Source organism: Paraburkholderia caballeronis (assembly GCF_900104845.1).
Taxonomy (GTDB): domain Bacteria; phylum Pseudomonadota; class Gammaproteobacteria; order Burkholderiales; family Burkholderiaceae; genus Paraburkholderia; species Paraburkholderia caballeronis.
The window spans coordinates 823,419-839,577 of the sequence record NZ_FNSR01000001.1 but is presented as its reverse complement, the minus strand read 5'-3'; the positions used below and the strand labels follow the sequence as shown (position 1 = coordinate 839,577).

The following is a 16,159-nucleotide window of genomic DNA, read 5'->3' as shown; positions in this document are numbered from 1 at the left end:
ACCGTCAGCGCGCGAGCGCCGCGCGGACCTTCTGCGCGACGCTCGCCGCGGCGTCGCCGGCCGGCAGCAACGTGGCTTCGGCGTCGCGGCGGCCCTGGTACTCGATCTTGCCGTCCTTCAGGCCGCGCTCGCCGATCACGAGCCGGTGCGGCACGCCGATCAGCTCCCAGTCCGCGAACATCACGCCCGGCCGCTCGCCGCGATCGTCGAGGATCACGTCGATGCCCGCCGCGACCAGTTCACCGTACAGGCGATCCGCGTGCTCGCGCACGAGTTCGCTGCGGTCGTAGCCCATCGGGCACAGCACGACCTCGAACGGCGCGATCGCTTCCGGCCAGATGATGCCCTTGTCGTCGAAATTCTGTTCGATGGCCGCGCCGAGGATCCGCGTGATGCCGATCCCGTAACAGCCCATCACCATCGGCTGCGGCTTGCCGGTCTCGTCGAGGAAGGTCGCGTTCATCGCGTCCGAGTAGCGGGTGCCGAGCTGGAACACGTGGCCGACCTCGATGCCGCGGCAGATGTCCAGCACGCCCTTGCCGTCCGGCGACGGATCGCCCTTCTTCACGTTGCGGACGTCCGCGACGATCGGCTCCGGCAGGTCGCGGCCCCAGTTGACGCCGGTGATGTGATAACCGGCATCGTTCGCACCGACGACGAAGTCGCTCATGTTCGCGGCGGTCGAATCCGCGATCACGTTGACCGGCTTCTTCGTGCCGATCGGGCCGAGATAACCGGGCGGCGTGCCGAACCATTCGACGATCTCCGCTTCGGTCGCGAAGCGCGCGTCGGCGAGGCCCGGCTGCTTCGACACCTTGATTTCATTCAGGTCGTGGTCGCCGCGCAGCAGCAGCAGCCAGATCGTCGGCTCGGCGCCTTCGTTGTCCGCGTTGTTGTCGGTGGCGAGCACGATCGACTTGATCGTGCGTTCGAGCGGAATCCCCAGCATGTCGGCGACCGCCTCGCACTTCGCGGCGCCCGGCGTCGCGACCTTCTGCATCGGTTCGGTCGGCGCCGCGCGTTCGGCGACCAGCGGCAGTGCGTCCGCCGCCTCGACGTTCGCGGCGAATTCGGACGTCGGGCAATACGCGATCGCGTCCTCGCCGGTGTCAGCGATCACGTGGAATTCGTGCGAGCCGCTGCCGCCGATCGAGCCGTTGTCGGCCGCGACCGCGCGGAACTCAAGGCCGAGCCGCGTGAAGATCCGCGTGTACGCGTCGTACATCTTCCGGTACGACTCTTTCAGGCCGTCGACGTCCTTGTCGAACGAATACGCGTCTTTCATGATGAACTCGCGCCCGCGCATCACGCCGAAACGGGGACGGATTTCGTCGCGGAACTTCGTCTGCACCTGATAGAAGTTCACCGGCAGTTGACGATAGCTCTTGATCTGGTTGCGCGCGATGTCGGTGACGACCTCCTCGTGCGTCGGCCCCATCACGAAATCGGCCTGCTTGCGGTCCTTGAAACGCAGCAGTTCCGGCCCGTATTTGACCCAGCGCCCCGACTCCTGCCACAGCTCGGCCGGCTGCACCGCCGGCATCAGCAGTTCAATTGCGCCCGCGCGGTTCATCTCCTCGCGCACGATCTGCTCGACCTTGCGGATCGAACGCAGCCCGACCGGCAGATAGTTGTAGATGCCGCCGGCGACGCGCCGGATCATGCCCGCGCGGACCATCAATTTGTGGCTGACGATTTCGGCGTCGGCGGGCGCTTCCTTCAGGGTGCCGATAAAGAAACGGGAGGCTTTCATTCAAGAATTTTCCAAAAGCGGCGGCCGGCGAGAGGCCGCCCGAAGCGAGTAAAACGGTGGGATTGTCGAACCTGCACGATACGCAGTGTGACGATACTGCATGCGCGGGCAGCGCCGACACTTGCCCGCGTTCGCGAGACCGGCTCTCGCTGGTTCGCGGCAAATCGTTCCAATCTGGTGCCCGTCCGGTGCGTCAGGACCGTTATCTGTTTATAATCAAAGCAATTTTAAAGGATTCGAAGGTGGTTGTATGCTGGATCGTGAAGGCTTTCGCCCGAACGTCGGCATCATCCTCTTGAACGCGCACAACGAGGTGTTTTGGGGCAAGCGGGTTCGCGAACATTCCTGGCAGTTTCCGCAAGGGGGCATCAAGTATGGTGAAACCCCCATGCAGGCAATGTATAGGGAGTTGCACGAAGAAACCGGCTTGCATCCCGAGCACGTCAAGATCATCGGTCGCACGCGCGACTGGTTGCGCTATGAGGTGCCCGACAAGTTCATCAAGCGCGAGGTTCGCGGCCACTATCGTGGGCAGAAGCAGATCTGGTTCCTGCTGAGGATGGTGGGACGCGACTGCGACATCTGCCTGCGGGCGACGGAACATCCGGAGTTCGACGCGTGGCGCTGGAACGAATACTGGGTTCCGCTCGAAGCGGTCATCGAGTTCAAGCGCGACGTCTATCAGCTGGCGTTGACCGAGTTGTCGCGCTATCTGCGACGGGTCGTGCCGCGCGCGGAACGCTCCGGCCCGCACGGTCACGACGTCCGTTATCCGCGCATCGTCGCGCAGCCGCGCGTGAGTGCGACGCAGACGCTCGTGACGCTCGACGTGTCGATCGAACCGTCGCACCATGCGTCGATCGACGACGATTGCGGCGCGGCGGAGAGTATCATCGTGCCTGCGCCGGACGGGCGCGACTGAACAGGCGATCGACGGCCGGCGCGCATCGCGCGGCCGAGCGGCGCGGGAACACCCGCGCCGCGTTTCGCTTCCGCGGCGCGAAATCGACGCGCCGGTGCTTCGAAGGAAAACCAATTTGAAACGATTTGCTCTCGTCGCCGGCTGCGTCGCTGCCGGCGTGCTGCTCGCTGCATGCTCGGGCATCCGGCAGCCGTCGAACAAGGATGACAGCGACTTCGCGTACCTGCTCGACCGCAAGGGCGTGTGGACGGAAAACAAGGTGACGTCGCTGCCGCCGCTCCCGCAACCGAATGCGAAGCTGATGTCGTTCGACGTGTCGAACGACACGCCGCTGTCGTTCGCGATCGATCCGGCGTCGCTGTCGGTCGGCACCGACGGCGTGGTCCGCTACACGATCGTGATCACGACGCCGACCGGCGCGCGCAACGTGAATTACGAAGGCATCCGCTGCGACACCTACGAATGGCGTCTGTACGGGAGCCTGAACGCGGATCACGACGGCTGGGACCAGACCGTCGCGAACGACTGGGACCGCATCGAGAAAGGCACGCTGAATGCGTACCACTCGGTGCTTTATCAGGACTACTTCTGCGCGAACAAGATGCCGGCCGGGAAAGCGCCCGTCATCGTCCAGAACCTGCGCTACGGGCGCACCCAGTCGTCACTGATGCACTGAGCGGTTCTCGCCGGCGCACACCGCACAAAAAAGCCGTTCCGGCCTGACGCCGGAACGGCTTTTCATTTGATTGCGTGCCGAAGCGGCGCGCTCAGACGATCACCAGGTTGTCCCGGTGAATCAGCTCCGGCTCCAGCATGTAGCCGAGCACCGTTTCGATCTCGCCGCTCGGACGCCGCTGGATCAGCTTCGTCTCCGCGCTGCTGTAGTTCGTGAGGCCGCGCGCGACCTCGACGCCGTCGCCGTTCAGGCACGCGATCACCTCGCCGCGCGCGAACGCGCCCTGCACGCCGATCACGCCGATCGGCAGCAGGCTCTTGCCTTCGGCGGTCAGCTTCTGCGTCGCGCCGGCGTCGATCACGACGTGGCCGCGCACCTGCAGGTGATCGGCCATCCACTGCTTGCGCGCGGCCATCCGCGCGGTCCGGGCGATCAGCTGCGTGCCGATCGCCTCGCCCGACGCGAGCCGCGCCAGCACCTCCGGCTCGCGCCCGCTCGCGATCACGGTGTTCGCGCCGCTATGCGCTGCGCGCTTCGCGGCGAGAATCTTCGTCAGCATGCCGCCGCGGCCGAGGCTCGATCCCGCGCCGCCGGCCATCGCTTCGAGTTCCGGCGCGCCCGCATCGGCCTCGCGCACGAGCGTCGCGGCCGGATCCTTGCGCGGATCGGCCGTGTAGAGGCCGCTCTGATCGGTGAGAATCACGAGCGCATCGCCTTCGATCAGGTTCGCGACCAGCGCGCCGAGCGTGTCGTTGTCGCCGAACTTGATCTCGTCGGTGACGACGGTGTCGTTCTCGTTGATGATCGGCACGACGCCGAGGCGCAGCAGCGTCAGCAGCGTCGAGCGCGCGTTCAGGTAGCGTTCGCGATCCGCGAGGTCCGCATGCGTGAGCAGGATCTGCGCGGTACGGATGCCGTGCTCCGCGAAGCGACTCTCGTACACCTGCGCGAGCCCCATCTGGCCGACCGCCGCCGCGGCCTGCAGTTCGTCGATCTCGCGCGGCCGGCGGCTCCAGCCGAGCCGCTGCATCCCTTCGGCAATCGCGCCGGAGCTGACCAGCACGACTTCCTTCGCCTGCGCGCGCAACGCGGCGATCTGCGCGGCCCACCGCCCGATCGCCGCATGGTCGAGGCCCCGACCGTCGTTCGTGACGAGGCTGGAACCGACTTTCACTACCAGACGCCGCGAATCGGCGATGACGGAACGCATGCTGCGCGGTCTCCCAGATTGACTTGATGACGCGTGAGGCAGCCGGCGCAACGCACGCCGGCCGCAAGCGGCATGTTATTCGTGCGACGCGTCGGCGTCCTCGCCGCCCGCGGACGACGCCGGCGCGTCGCGGAAGCGCACGTCCGACGCGAGGTCTTCCGCATCGGCTGCGCGCCGCGCGTCCGAGTGAGACGAGACGTAGTCGTACACCGCGTAGCAGAGGTTGTCGCAGCCCTGCCCGGTCAGCGCCGAAATCTCGAACACCGGGCCGTCCCATCCGAAACGCTTCACGAATTCGGCGACGCGCGCCGCGCGCTCGTCCTCCGGCACCATGTCGAGCTTGTTCAGCACGAGCCAGCGCGGCTTCTCGTACAGCGACTCGTCGTATTTGCGCAGTTCACCGACGATCGCCGTCGCCTCCGCGACCGGATCGACGCTTTCGTCGAACGGCGCGAGGTCGACGAGATGCAGCAGCAGGCCGGTGCGCTGCAGATGGCGCAGGAACTGGTGGCCGAGGCCCGCGCCTTCGGCCGCGCCCTCGATCAGCCCGGGAATGTCCGCGATCACGAAGCTCTTGCCCGGCCCGACGCGCACGACGCCAAGATTCGGCGCGAGCGTCGTGAACGGATAGTCGGCGATCTTCGGTTTCGCGTTCGACACCGACGAGATGAACGTGGACTTGCCCGCGTTCGGCATGCCGAGCAGGCCGACGTCCGCGAGCACCTTCAGTTCGAGCTTCAGCATGCGGCGCTCGCCGGGCTTGCCTTCGGTCTTCTGGCGCGGCGCGCGGTTCGTGGACGACTTGAAGTGCAGGTTGCCGAGCCCGCCCGCGCCGCCCTGCGCGACCAGCACGCGCTGATCGTGCTCGGTGAGGTCGGCGATCAGCTCGCCGGTGTCCTGATCGGTGATCGCCGTGCCGACCGGCATGCGCAGCGTGATGTCGTCGCCGCCCTTGCCGTAGCAGTCGGAACCGCGCCCGTTCTCGCCGTTGCGCGCCAGATGCTTCTTCGTGTAGCGGTAGTCGATCAGCGTGTTGATGTTGCGGTCCGCGATCGCGTAGACGCTGCCGCCGCGCCCGCCGTCGCCGCCGTCCGGCCCGCCGAACGGGACGAACTTCTCGCGCCGCATCGACGCGCTGCCATCGCCCCCGTCGCCGGCGATGACTTCAATTCTCGCTTCGTCAATGAACTTCATGCGTTACTCCGTCCCGTGGATGCCGTTATTTTGCCGCGCGCCGCGCCGCTTGACCAATACGCGGCCCGCGTCTGTCACCCATACGCGGCCGCTGAAATAGAAAAAGGCCCCGCAAACTTCGCGGGGCCCTCCTTGCGTCGGGTTTGCGTCGACTGCGAGCGTGCCTGGTAAAGACTCAGGCTGCTGCCGGAACGACGTTGACCAGGTGCTTCTTCGCTGCGCCCTTGATCGAGAACGTGACGTGGCCGTCGACCAGCGCGTACAGCGTGTGGTCCTTGCCGATGCCGACGTTGTCGCCGGCATGCATACGCGTGCCGCGCTGGCGCACGATGATGCCGCCCGCCAGGATCGCCTGGCCGCCGAACACCTTCACGCCCAGTCGTTTCGACTCGGAATCGCGGCCGTTGCGTGACGACCCGCCTGCCTTTTTGTGTGCCATTTGTTTGCTCCTTTACCGTGTTGCGCTTACGCGTTGATCGCGTCGATGCGCAGTTCGGTGTAGTTCTGGCGGTGGCCGCCATGCTTCTGGTAGTGCTTCCGGCGACGCATCTTGAAGATGGTCACTTTTGCATGACGTCCGTGCGACACGACGGTAGCCTTGACGGAAGCCCCACTGACCAGCGGCGTACCGAACTTAATCGATTCGCCTTCGCCCACTGCGAGAACCTGGTCGAGCGTGATTTCTGCGTCAATGTCTGCCGGTATCTGTTCTACTTTAAGTTTTTCGCCAACGGCAACCTTGTACTGCTTGCCGCCGGTTTTTATGACCGCGTACATTGAAAACCTCACTCTGGATTCGTTTTCCCGACACACAACGCGTCGGAAACCCGTGATTATACATAGAGTTAGCTGTCAAGTCAAAACCATCCGCACGACGAACCCATGGGCCTGCGCCGGCCGGCACACGGCGCGGCTGCGCCGCCAGCGCGTGGGGCGGCATCCGGGACCGCGCCGATTCGCCTTATAATCCGCGGCAATACCCCTTTTTCCCATCATGTCGTCCACCGCCACTTCCGCCCCCAACGCCGCAGCCCTGCTTGCCCCGATCGCCGATGACATGGAACAGGTGAACCGTGTCATCCGCCAGCGTCTGGCGTCGGAGGTGATGCTGATCAACCAGATTTCCGAGTACATCATCGGTGCGGGCGGCAAGCGTCTGCGTCCGGCGCTGCTGCTGCTCGTGTCGGGCGCGCTCGGCGACCGCAGCGCGCACCGCTACGAACTGGCGGCCGTGATCGAGTTCATCCACACGGCGACGCTGCTGCACGACGACGTCGTCGACGAGTCCGACCTGCGGCGCGGCCGGCAGACCGCGAACGCGCTGTTCGGCAACGCGGCGAGCGTGCTGGTCGGCGACTTTCTGTATTCGCGCTCGTTCCAGATGATGGTCGGCGTCGGCAAGATGCGCGTGATGGAGATCCTGTCGGAAGCGACGAACATCATCTCCGAAGGCGAAGTGCTGCAACTGCTGAACATGCACGACGCCGACGTGGACGAGGCGCGCTACATGCAGGTGATCCGCTACAAGACCGCGAAGCTGTTCGAGGCGGCGGCGCAGCTGGGCGCGGTGCTGTCCGGCTCGGACGCGCGCACCGAGGAAGCCGCCGCCGAGTTCGGCCGGCGCATCGGCACCGCGTTCCAGATCATGGACGACTGGCTCGACTACACGGGCACGGCTGAATCGATGGGCAAAAACGCGGGCGACGACCTGCGCGAAGGCAAACCGACGCTGCCGCTGATCTGGCTGATCGAGCACGGCACGCCGGCGGAAGCGGCGCTCGCGCGCGACGCGATCGAACAAGGCGGCACGACGCGCTTCGACGAGATTTTCCAGGCGATCACCCGTTCGGGCGCGCTCGACCACACGCTTCAATGCGCGAAGGCCGAGGCGCAGGCGGCGGCGGATGCGATTTCTTCGTTTCCCTCTTCCATCTACAAAGATAGCCTGCTAGAATTATGTTCTTACTCAACGACGCGTCAGTCTTGAACAAGACTGAATGAGCCGGGGAGTCCAGCAGTAGAATTCGGGGTGTAGCTTAGCCTGGTAGAGCGCTACGTTCGGGACGTAGAGGCCGGAGGTTCGAATCCTCTCACCCCGACCAGAATTTTGAAAAAACCGCGCATGCACTGCGCGGTTTTTTTTCGCCCGCTTTCGCCTGATCTCCGCCCACAAAACACTGAATCGGCCGGCTCCCGCGCCCTCGCGATTTCGCGCCCAGGCCCACGCACAAGCCGTTCTGGCACCGTAACACCCTCTGCTATAGTCTCCTCATCCGCTCTCACTCATTTCACGCCGCGTGGAACAACTTCCCTTATGGGCGCAGGTCTGCGCCGTCTTTCTGCTTCTCGTCTGCTCCAGCTTCTTCTCCATCTCGGAAACGGCGATGATGGCGCTGAACCGCCACCGCCTGAAGTACCTCGCCAGTCACGGCGCGCTCGGCGCCAAAACCACGCAGAAACTGCTCGCCCGCACCGATCTGCTGCTGTCGGTGATCCTGATCGGCAATAACCTGTTCAATACGATCATCCCGGTCCTGACGACGTCGATCGCGCTGCACACGTTCGGCCATGACAACGTCGTGCTGTCGGTCGCGACGGGCATCGTCGCGTTCCTGATCATCGTGTTCGCGGAAATCACGCCGAAGATCGTCGGCGCCACCTATCCGGAAAAGATCGCGCTGCCGGCGAGCCTGCTGATCGCGCCGTTGATGCGCGTGACGAAACCGGTCGTCTGGTTCGTGAACCTGTTCGCGAACGGCCTGCTGCGCATTCTGCACATCAACACGCACAAGACGAACGACCAGCGGCTGTCCACCGAGGAACTGCGCACAATCGTGCTCGAATCCGGCAGCTTCATGCCGACGAAACACCGCAGCATCCTGCTGAACCTGTTCGACCTCGAAAACATCACCGTCGACGACGTGATGATTCCACGCCGCCGGATCGAGGCGCTCGACTTCGGCGCGCCGCTCGACGACATCCTGCATCAGCTCGAAACCTGCTATCACAACCGGCTGATCGTCTATCAGGGCGACATCGACCGCGTGCTCGGCGTGCTGCACGTGCGCAAGACGCTCGCGTCGCTGCACAATCAGGACCTCGAACGCGAGACGCTGCGCGAACTGCTCGCGGAGCCGTACTTCGTGCCGACCGGCACGCCGGTGTATCAGCAGTTGCAGTATTTCCAGGAGAGCCGCCACCGGCTCGCGCTCGTCGTCAACGAATACGGCGAGTTGCAGGGGCTCGTGACGCCCGAGGACATCATCGAGGAACTGATCGGCGAGTTCACGACGACGCTGCCGCGCAGCGGCACCGGCCGCGGCGGCTGGAACGACGAAGGCGAATGCATCGTGCCGGGCAGCATGCCGCTGCGCGAACTGAACCGCTGGCTGCATCTGACGCTGCCGACCGACGGGCCGAAGACGCTGAACGGGTTGATCCTCGAAGTGCTGGAGGAAATTCCGGAAGGCGACGTCTGCGTGCAGATCGGCGACGTGAAGCTCGAAGTGCTGCGCAGCGACGACCAGTCGGTGCGCACGGTGAAGCTGTTCCAGCCGGGCGCGAAGCAGCGCACCGGCGCGCTCGGCAAGGCAAAGAAGCTGCTGCCGGGCCGTTAGCCGTCCGGCCGAATGGCGCCGCGGCGCGCGCCGTTCGATGATCGAGCCGTCTCGTTCGCATGGACGGCCTCGCGCCGCGATCCGATGCCGGCTTTTTCGTCGCGCTCCCCGCTGCTTTTTCCCGCCACCGTCGATGACGGCGAACCGGGCGGGTCCCCACTTCGCCCGCCTGCGCCCGCCGCTGCGGCGCGCGCGACCGGCTTTTCACCCTTCGATCCAGGCCATGCGCCGCCGCCCGCCGCGCAGGCGGAAAACGCGCCGGCCGTCAGACTGCTCACCGACACGCTACGCGAAGCGTCGCTGCGCAACGCTTCGGACCTGCACGTCGAACCGTTCGAACACGGCTGGCGCATCCGCCTGCGCATCGACGGCGTGCTACACGAGATCGCGCGGCCGCCGGCGCATCTGCGCGACGCGTTCGTCACGCGCATCAAGGTGCTCGCGCGCATGGACATCGCGGAGCGCCGTGTGCCGCAGGACGGCCGTCTGCGGCTCGCATCGGGAACGACGGCGAAAGGCCCCGACGACTACCGCGTGAGTTCGCTGCCGACACTGTTCGGCGAAAAACTCGTGCTGCGGCGGCTCGAAGCACTGCCGGCGGACCTGTCGCTCGCGGCGCTCGGACTCGACGACGCGCAGTGCGGCACGGTCGCCGACGCGATCCGCGCGCCGCACGGCCTCGTGCTGGTGACCGGGCCGACCGGCAGCGGCAAGACGCTGTCGCTGTACTGCTTCCTGCAAATGTTGAACAGTGAGTCGCGCAACCTGTGCTCGGTGGAAGACCCCGCGGAAATCCAGCTAACCGGCATCAACCAGGTCAACGTGCGCGACAAGGCGGGCCTCACATTCGCGGTCGCGCTGCGCGCGTTCCTGCGCCAGGACCCGGACGTCATCATGGTCGGCGAGATCCGCGACGAGGAAACCGCCGACGTCGCGGTGAAGGCCGCGCAGACCGGCCATCTGGTGCTGTCGACGCTGCATACGAACGACGCGCCCGCGGCGATCGCGCGGCTGATCGACATCGGCGTCGAGCCGTACAACCTCGCGGCCGCGCTGCGGCTCGTCACCGCGCAGCGGCTGGTGCGGCGGCTGTGCACCGTCTGCCGCGCGCCGGCCGACGATTCCGCCGCGACCTTGGAGGCGCTGGCGCATGGCGAAGGCGCGTCGACCGGGTGGCGGCCGTATCTTCCTGTCGGCTGCGACGCGTGCCACGGAATCGGCTATCGCGGCCGCGTCGGCATTCACGAGGTGATGCCGGTATCCGACGCGATGCGCGAACTGATCGTCCGCAAGGCCAGCGCCCAGGAAATCGCGCGTCACGCGCGCACCGAGCGCGTTGGGACACTGCGCGACGCCGCGCTGACGCGCGTGCGCGACGGGACAACCAGCGTCGCCGAAGTGCTCGGCGCGACCGACGCATGAGCGGGTCGAGCAATCCGCATGCGCCCGCGCCGCACGACGAATGGTGCTTCTCGTGGCGCGGCATCGATGCATCGGGCACACCGAAGCGCGGCACGCTGATCGCGGTCGACGCCGCGGCGGCTCGCGTCGCATTGAAGCGCGAGCGCATCACTGTCACCGAACTGACGCAGCGCCGAGCCGCGCCCCGCCCTCGCGCGAACCGGGCGGACGTCACGCGCTTCACCCGCCAGCTTGCGAGCCTGCTGCGCGCGGGACTGCCGCTGGCGCCCGCGCTCGACCTGCTCGCGCAGGCGCCTGGGCCGCACGGGCTGCCGCGCATCGTCGGCGCGGTCGCGCGCGACATCACCGCCGGCGCGCGCTTCGCGGATGCGCTCGCGCGCCGGCCGCAGCAGTTCGGCCCGCTCTATTGCCAGTTGATCGCGGTCGGCGAAGCGTCCGGTTCGCTCACCGCCGTGCTCGCGCGCATCGCGGACGACCACGAGCGGAGCGCCGCGCAACGCTCGAAAGTGCGCGCGGCGCTCGCGTATCCGGTCGCGGTGCTGCTGCTCGCGGTCGCGATCACCGCGGCGCTGCTCGTGTGGGTGGTGCCGACGTTCAGCCAGATATTCGAGGGCTTCGGTGCAAGACTGCCCGCGCCGACCCGGTTCGTGCTCGCGTTGTCCGCGGCCGCTGCGCGCTGGAGCTTGCCGGTCGCGATGGGTGTCGCGGGCGGCGTCATCGCCACGCATGCACTGCTGCGCCGCTCGGAAGCCGCACGCCTCGCGTTCGGCCGCGCAGCATTGCGCGCGCCGCTCGCCGGCCCGCTGCTGACCACGTTATGCGCGGCGCGCTGGAGCCGCGCGCTCGGCACGCTGCTCGGCGCGGGCACGCCGCTCGCGGACGCGTTCGAATCGCTGACGCATGCAAGCGGCAACGCGTTCTTCGACCGGTCGAGCGCGACGATCGCGATGCGGCTGCGTCGCGGCGAACGGCTCGCGGCGGCGATGCGCGCAGCCGGCTGCTTCCCGGCCGACGTGATCCAGCCGGTCGCCGTCGCGGAGGAATCGGGCGCGCTCGATGCAATGCTGCTCGACGCCGCGTCGCTCGCGGACCGCCAGGTGGACGAAAAGATCGGGCTGCTGTCGAGCCTGTGCGAGCCGCTCGTAATCGTCGTGCTCGGCGCGCTGGTCGGCGGCCTCGTGGTCGCGATGTATCTTCCCATCATTCAACTCGGCAACGTGGTGTAGGATCGCTGCCAGATTCCGGTTCCCACTCATGCCCGTTCACCTCACGTCCGTCACCGACGCCTCGCCCGGCGCTCCGTCCGGCTTCGCCGGCGATTTCGCCACGTCGTTCTCCGATACGCTCGCCGTGCTGCCGCATGGGATGCTCGTCGCGTTCGCGATCGTGGTAGGACTCGTCGTCGGCAGCTTCCTGAACGTCGTCGTGCACCGGCTGCCGATCATGCTCGATCGCGCATGGCGAGCCGAAGCGGCGGATGCGACCGGCCAGCTGTTCGCGGACGACGGCCTGCCCGCGCGCTACAACCTGTGGCTGCCGCGCAGCGCATGTCCGCACTGCGGTCACGTGCTGCGTGCGTGGGAAAACCTTCCGGTCATCAGTTGGCTCGTGCTGCGCGGACGCTGCTCGCAATGCCGCGCACGCGTCAGCGTCCGTTACCCGTTGATCGAACTCGCGGGCGCCGCGTGTGCGGCGGGCGCGTTCGTCGCGTTCGGTCCGTCGGTGAAGGCCGTGACCGCGTTCGCGCTGTGCGCCGCGCTGATCGCGACCAGCGCGATCGACCTCGAACACCAACTGCTTCCCGACGTATTGACACTACCGCTGCTGTGGGCCGGCCTTATCGTGAACCTCGGCGGCACGTTCGTGACGCTGCACGACGCGGTGCTCGGCGCGGTCGCCGGTTATCTCGCGCTGTGGTGCGTGTACTGGGCGTTCCGGCTACTGCGCGGCATCGAGGGGATGGGCTATGGCGACTTCAAGCTGCTCGCGGCGCTCGGCGCGTGGCTCGGCTGGGCGGCGCTGCCGCAGATCGTCGTGATCGCGGCGGTTGCGGGCGCGGTCATCGGACTGGTCGCGACATGGTCCGGCAAGCGGCGCTTCGACGAACCGCTGCCGTTCGGCCCGTATCTCGCGGCGGGCGCGCTCGTCACGTTGTTCGCGGGCACGCCGTTCTATTTCGTCCTCGGGAGCTGAAGCGATGTTCGCGGTCGGATTGACGGGAGGCATCGGCAGCGGCAAATCGACGGTCGCGGACCTGTTCGCGGCGCGCGGCGCGACGATCGTCGATACCGATCTCATCGCGCATCGGATCACCGCGCCGCATGGCGTCGCGATGCCACAGATCGAAGCGGAGTTCGGCCCGGACTTCGTCGCCGGCGACGGCTCGATGGACCGCGCGCGGATGCGCGCACTCGTGTTCGGCGACGACGCGGCGCGCAAACGGCTCGAAGCGATCACGCATCCGCTGATCCGTTCGGAGACCGAACGCGAATGGCGCGCGGCCGACGGACCGTATGTGATCGTCGTCGTGCCGCTGCTCGTCGAGTCGGGTACGTGGAAAACGCGCGTGGATCGCGTGCTGGATGTCGATTGCAGCGTCGAAACGCAGATCGAACGCGTGATGCGCCGCAACGGCTTTACGCGCGAGCAGGTGCTCGCTATCGTCGCACGCCAGGCGTCGCGCGAAACGCGCCTCGCCGCGGCGGACGACGTGGTCGTCAACGACCACGCATCGCTCGAAGCACTGACACAGCAGGTAGACGCGCTGCATCGCCGATACCTGGAACTGGCCGCGCGCGCCGCGCCCGCGACCGACCGCGGCTGACGGCCGGCGGCCTTGCCCGGCCACGCGCGCCTGCCCGACGCGCCCGCGATTGCGACGGTGACCCCACGGCATTAGAATGTCCTGCAATCCTGTCACCGACCACGCCAGAGGCGAGCGCGCTTGATTCTTTACGAGTATCCCTTCAACGAGCGAATCCGGACGCTGCTGCGCCTCGAAGATCTGTTCGAGCGCTTCACGTTTTTCCTGACCCAGGAGGATGCGAGGGAACATCACGTCGCGCTGACGACGCTGTTCGAAATCGCCGAGGTCGCCGGTCGCGCGGATCTGAAGTCGGATCTGATGAAGGAACTGGAGCGTCAGCGTCAAACGCTCGCGCCGTTCCGCGGCAATCCGGGCATTGAGCAGAACGCGCTCGAAACCGTGCTCGGCGAAATCGAGCAGACGCTGGCCGGCCTCACGCAGATGCAGGGCAAGACAGGCCAGCATCTGTCGGACAACGAGTGGCTGTCGAGCATCCGCAGCCGCGCGATCATTCCCGGCGGCACCTGCAAGTTCGATCTGCCGTCGTATTATGCGTGGCAGCAGTTGCATCCCGATCAGCGCCGCCAGGACATCGCGAAGTGGGTCATGCCGCTGCTGCCGCTGCGCGACGCGGCGGCAATCGTGCTGCGGCTCGCGCGCGAATCGGGCCAGGCGTCGAAGGTCATGGCGATGCAGGGCAGCTATCAGCAGATGCTGTCGGGCCGCGCGTATCAGTTGATGCAGGTGCGCGTGGCGCCGGAATTGCGGGTGATCCCCGAAGCGAGCGCGAACAAGTACATGCTGTGGGTGCGCTTCACGGTGCAGGACGGCGATCTGCGGCCGCGCGCCGTGGATGTCGATGTGCCGTTCCAGCTGACGCTGTGCAGCCTGTGACGGTTCGTTGTGCGACGCCGCCGGCGTCGCGAACCTGAAGCCGAAGAGTCAACCGCGCCGCGAACGACGCGCGGCGCACGCAACCGAACGTTTTGCCGAATGACCACTGTCGTCAAATGCCCGACCTGCGGAAAGGACGTCCGCTGGGTGCCGGAGAACCGCTTCCGGCCATTCTGCTCGGAACGCTGCAAGCAGATCGACCTCGGCGCATGGGCCGCCGAGAAGTACCGCATCGGCAGCACCGACGACGAGCCGCCGACCGACGAAGCGCCGCCCGTCGATACCCGCCAGTAAGCCTGTCACCCGCGTCGCGCTCACGCCGGCGCGTCGACTGCGGCCGCGGCGGACCACCGCGCAGCGTCCCGCTCACTCCTGCGCAAGCCACTCCAGCACCGGAATCGTCGCCGGCAATAGCGGCTCGACCGTCGCCGGCAGCGACTGCCACACGAACGCCTGGCCTTCGCGCCCATGCGGTTCGCCGGCCCATTCGGTCACCTTGCAGAAATAGAGCCGCACATACGCATGCGGATAGTCGTGTTCGAGCGTGTGCCACAGGTGGCTCGCCTTCACGTCGATCCCGAGTTCCTCGTGCAGTTCGCGCGCGAGCGCGACCTCGACCGACTCGCCCGCTTCCAGCTTGCCGCCCGGAAACTCCCAGTAGCCCGCGTAAGGCTTGCCCTCCGGGCGCTGCGCGAGCAGATAACGGCCGTCCGGCTGCACGAGCACGCCGACCGCGACCTCGGTGACCGGGCGCGCCAACGCGCCATCCGCACCCGCCGCCGCGCTCATGCCTGGGCCTTCTTGCCGGACCAGTCGCGCGCGAACTGCCACGCGACGCGGCCCGAACGCGACCCGCGCTCCAGCGCCCATACGAGCGCGTCGCCGCGCGCGGCTTCGATGTCGGCGTCGTCGCAGCCGAAGTGGCGCAGCCAGTGGCCGACGATCGTCAGGTAGTCGTCCTGCTTGAACGGGTAGAAGCTGACCCACAGCCCGAAACGCTCGGACAGCGAGATCTTTTCCTCGACCACTTCGCCCGGATGGATCTCGCCGTCCGACGTGTGCTTGTACGACTCGTTGTCGCTCATGTACTCGGGCAGCAGGTGCCGGCGATTCGACGTCGCGTAGATCAGCACGTTGTCCGACTGCGCGGCGACCGAGCCGTCGAGCGCGACCTTCAGCGCCTTGTAGCCCGACTCGCCGTCCTCGAACGACAGGTCGTCGCAGAACACGACGAACCGTTCCGGCCGCGTCGAGATCAGATCGACGATGTCGCCGAGATCGTGCAGGTCGTCCTTGTCGACTTCGATCAGCCGCAGGCCGTCCTTCGAAAACGCGTTCAGGCACGCCTTGATCATCGACGACTTGCCGGTGCCGCGCGCGCCGGTCAGCAGCACGTTGTTCGCCGGCTGGCCGCGCACGAACTGCCGCGTGTTCTGTTCGATCAGCGCCTTCTGGCGGTCGATGTTCTGCAGGTCGTCGAGCGTGATCGCCGACACGGCCGGCACCGGCTGCAGGAAGCCGCGCCCCTGGCGCTTGCGCCAGCGGAACGCGACCGCCGCGCTCCAGTCCACGTCGGGCGCCGCCGGCGGCAGCACCGCTTCGAGCCGGCCGAGCAATGCCTCGGCGCGGGTGAGAAATTGTTCGAGCTTGTCCATGGAATCGAAA

General features: G+C 66.7%; 17 protein-coding genes and 1 tRNA gene. 11 read left to right on the top strand and 7 right to left on the bottom strand.

Translation table 11 applies throughout. From position 1 onward, the window contains the following. Nucleotides 1-4: 4 nt before the first annotated feature. Nucleotides 5-1,753 carry a proline--tRNA ligase gene (locus tag BLV92_RS03700; protein WP_090542341.1) on the bottom strand — a complete coding sequence of 583 codons (1,749 nt, stop codon included), beginning with the start codon at nt 1,751-1,753 and terminating at the stop codon, nt 5-7. Between the two features lie 250 nt (nt 1,754-2,003). On the opposite strand from BLV92_RS03700, the gene BLV92_RS03690 reads away from it, so the two are divergent. Beyond that, nucleotides 2,004-2,675, top strand: coding sequence for an RNA pyrophosphohydrolase (locus BLV92_RS03690; RefSeq protein WP_090542338.1), 672 nt, complete (start codon nt 2,004-2,006; stop codon nt 2,673-2,675). 115 nt (nt 2,676-2,790) lie between these two features. Continuing rightward, entirely contained in the window at nt 2,791-3,351 is a 561-nt protein-coding gene (locus BLV92_RS03685; RefSeq protein ID WP_090542336.1) for a CNP1-like family protein, read from the top strand. A 91-nt stretch (nt 3,352-3,442) separates the two neighbouring features. Here the strand turns inward: BLV92_RS03685 and proB are convergent, their stop codons facing one another. From proB to rplU, 4 genes are all read right to left on the bottom strand, one after another. After that, on the bottom strand, nt 3,443-4,561 hold the full coding sequence (proB, locus tag BLV92_RS03680) for a glutamate 5-kinase (protein ID WP_090542334.1): 1,119 nt from the start codon (nt 4,559-4,561) through the stop codon (nt 3,443-3,445). Between the two features lie 75 nt (nt 4,562-4,636). Next, nucleotides 4,637-5,755: an Obg family GTPase CgtA gene (gene cgtA / locus BLV92_RS03675; protein WP_090542332.1), complete on the bottom strand. Its 1,119-nt coding sequence runs from the start codon at nt 5,753-5,755 to the stop codon at nt 4,637-4,639. Between the two features lie 175 nt (nt 5,756-5,930). Next, on the bottom strand, nt 5,931-6,194 hold the full coding sequence (gene rpmA, locus BLV92_RS03670) for a 50S ribosomal protein L27 (protein ID WP_090542330.1): 264 nt from the start codon (nt 6,192-6,194) through the stop codon (nt 5,931-5,933). A 26-nt stretch (nt 6,195-6,220) separates the two neighbouring features. Further along, nucleotides 6,221-6,532, bottom strand: a complete 312-nt coding sequence (gene rplU, locus BLV92_RS03665; RefSeq protein ID WP_006025184.1) for a 50S ribosomal protein L21 — start codon at nt 6,530-6,532, stop codon at nt 6,221-6,223. Between the two features lie 217 nt (nt 6,533-6,749). On the opposite strand from rplU, the gene BLV92_RS03660 reads away from it, so the two are divergent. The 9 genes from BLV92_RS03660 (at nt 6,750) to BLV92_RS03620 (ending at nt 14,788) form a co-directional block, all read left to right on the top strand. After that, complete coding sequence (locus BLV92_RS03660; RefSeq protein WP_090542328.1) at nt 6,750-7,742, top strand: polyprenyl synthetase family protein; 993 nt, start codon at nt 6,750-6,752, stop codon at nt 7,740-7,742. Between the two features lie 38 nt (nt 7,743-7,780). Continuing rightward, nucleotides 7,781-7,857, top strand: a tRNA-Pro gene (locus tag BLV92_RS03655). A gap of 195 nt (nt 7,858-8,052) precedes the next feature. Continuing rightward, nucleotides 8,053-9,372, top strand: a complete 1,320-nt coding sequence (locus BLV92_RS03650) for an HlyC/CorC family transporter (protein WP_090542326.1) — start codon at nt 8,053-8,055, stop codon at nt 9,370-9,372. A gap of 84 nt (nt 9,373-9,456) precedes the next feature. Then, the gene (locus tag BLV92_RS03645) at nt 9,457-10,794 is read left to right on the top strand and encodes a GspE/PulE family protein (protein ID WP_090546803.1); all 1,338 of its coding nucleotides are present in this window, start codon (nt 9,457-9,459) and stop codon (nt 10,792-10,794) included. Next, nucleotides 10,791-12,020, top strand: coding sequence for a type II secretion system F family protein (locus BLV92_RS03640; protein WP_090542324.1), 1,230 nt, complete (start codon nt 10,791-10,793; stop codon nt 12,018-12,020). The genes BLV92_RS03645 and BLV92_RS03640 overlap by 4 nt, the downstream gene beginning before the upstream one ends. A 28-nt stretch (nt 12,021-12,048) precedes the next feature. After that, nucleotides 12,049-12,987 (top strand): prepilin peptidase, encoded by a 939-nt coding sequence (locus tag BLV92_RS03635; protein ID WP_090542322.1) that lies wholly within the window; start codon nt 12,049-12,051, stop codon nt 12,985-12,987. Between the two features lie 4 nt (nt 12,988-12,991). Beyond that, complete coding sequence (gene coaE, locus BLV92_RS03630; RefSeq protein ID WP_090542320.1) at nt 12,992-13,618, top strand: dephospho-CoA kinase; 627 nt, start codon at nt 12,992-12,994, stop codon at nt 13,616-13,618. Nucleotides 13,619-13,738: 120 nt separating this feature from the next. Further along, the gene (gene zapD, locus BLV92_RS03625; RefSeq protein WP_090542318.1) at nt 13,739-14,494 is read left to right on the top strand and encodes a cell division protein ZapD; all 756 of its coding nucleotides are present in this window, start codon (nt 13,739-13,741) and stop codon (nt 14,492-14,494) included. A 99-nt stretch (nt 14,495-14,593) separates the two neighbouring features. Continuing rightward, on the top strand, nt 14,594-14,788 hold the full coding sequence (locus tag BLV92_RS03620; RefSeq protein WP_090542316.1) for a DNA gyrase inhibitor YacG: 195 nt from the start codon (nt 14,594-14,596) through the stop codon (nt 14,786-14,788). 72 nt (nt 14,789-14,860) lie between these two features. On the opposite strand, the gene mutT is transcribed toward BLV92_RS03620, so the two are convergent. Both mutT and BLV92_RS03610 read right to left on the bottom strand, forming a co-directional pair. Then, nucleotides 14,861-15,283, bottom strand: coding sequence for an 8-oxo-dGTP diphosphatase MutT (gene mutT, locus BLV92_RS03615; RefSeq protein ID WP_090542314.1), 423 nt, complete (start codon nt 15,281-15,283; stop codon nt 14,861-14,863). Continuing rightward, a complete protein-coding gene (locus BLV92_RS03610) occupies nt 15,280-16,149 on the bottom strand; it encodes an ATP-binding protein (protein ID WP_090542312.1) in 870 nt (289 codons plus the stop codon). Before BLV92_RS03610 ends, mutT begins: the two co-directional genes overlap by 4 nt. Nucleotides 16,150-16,159: the final 10 nt, after the last annotated feature.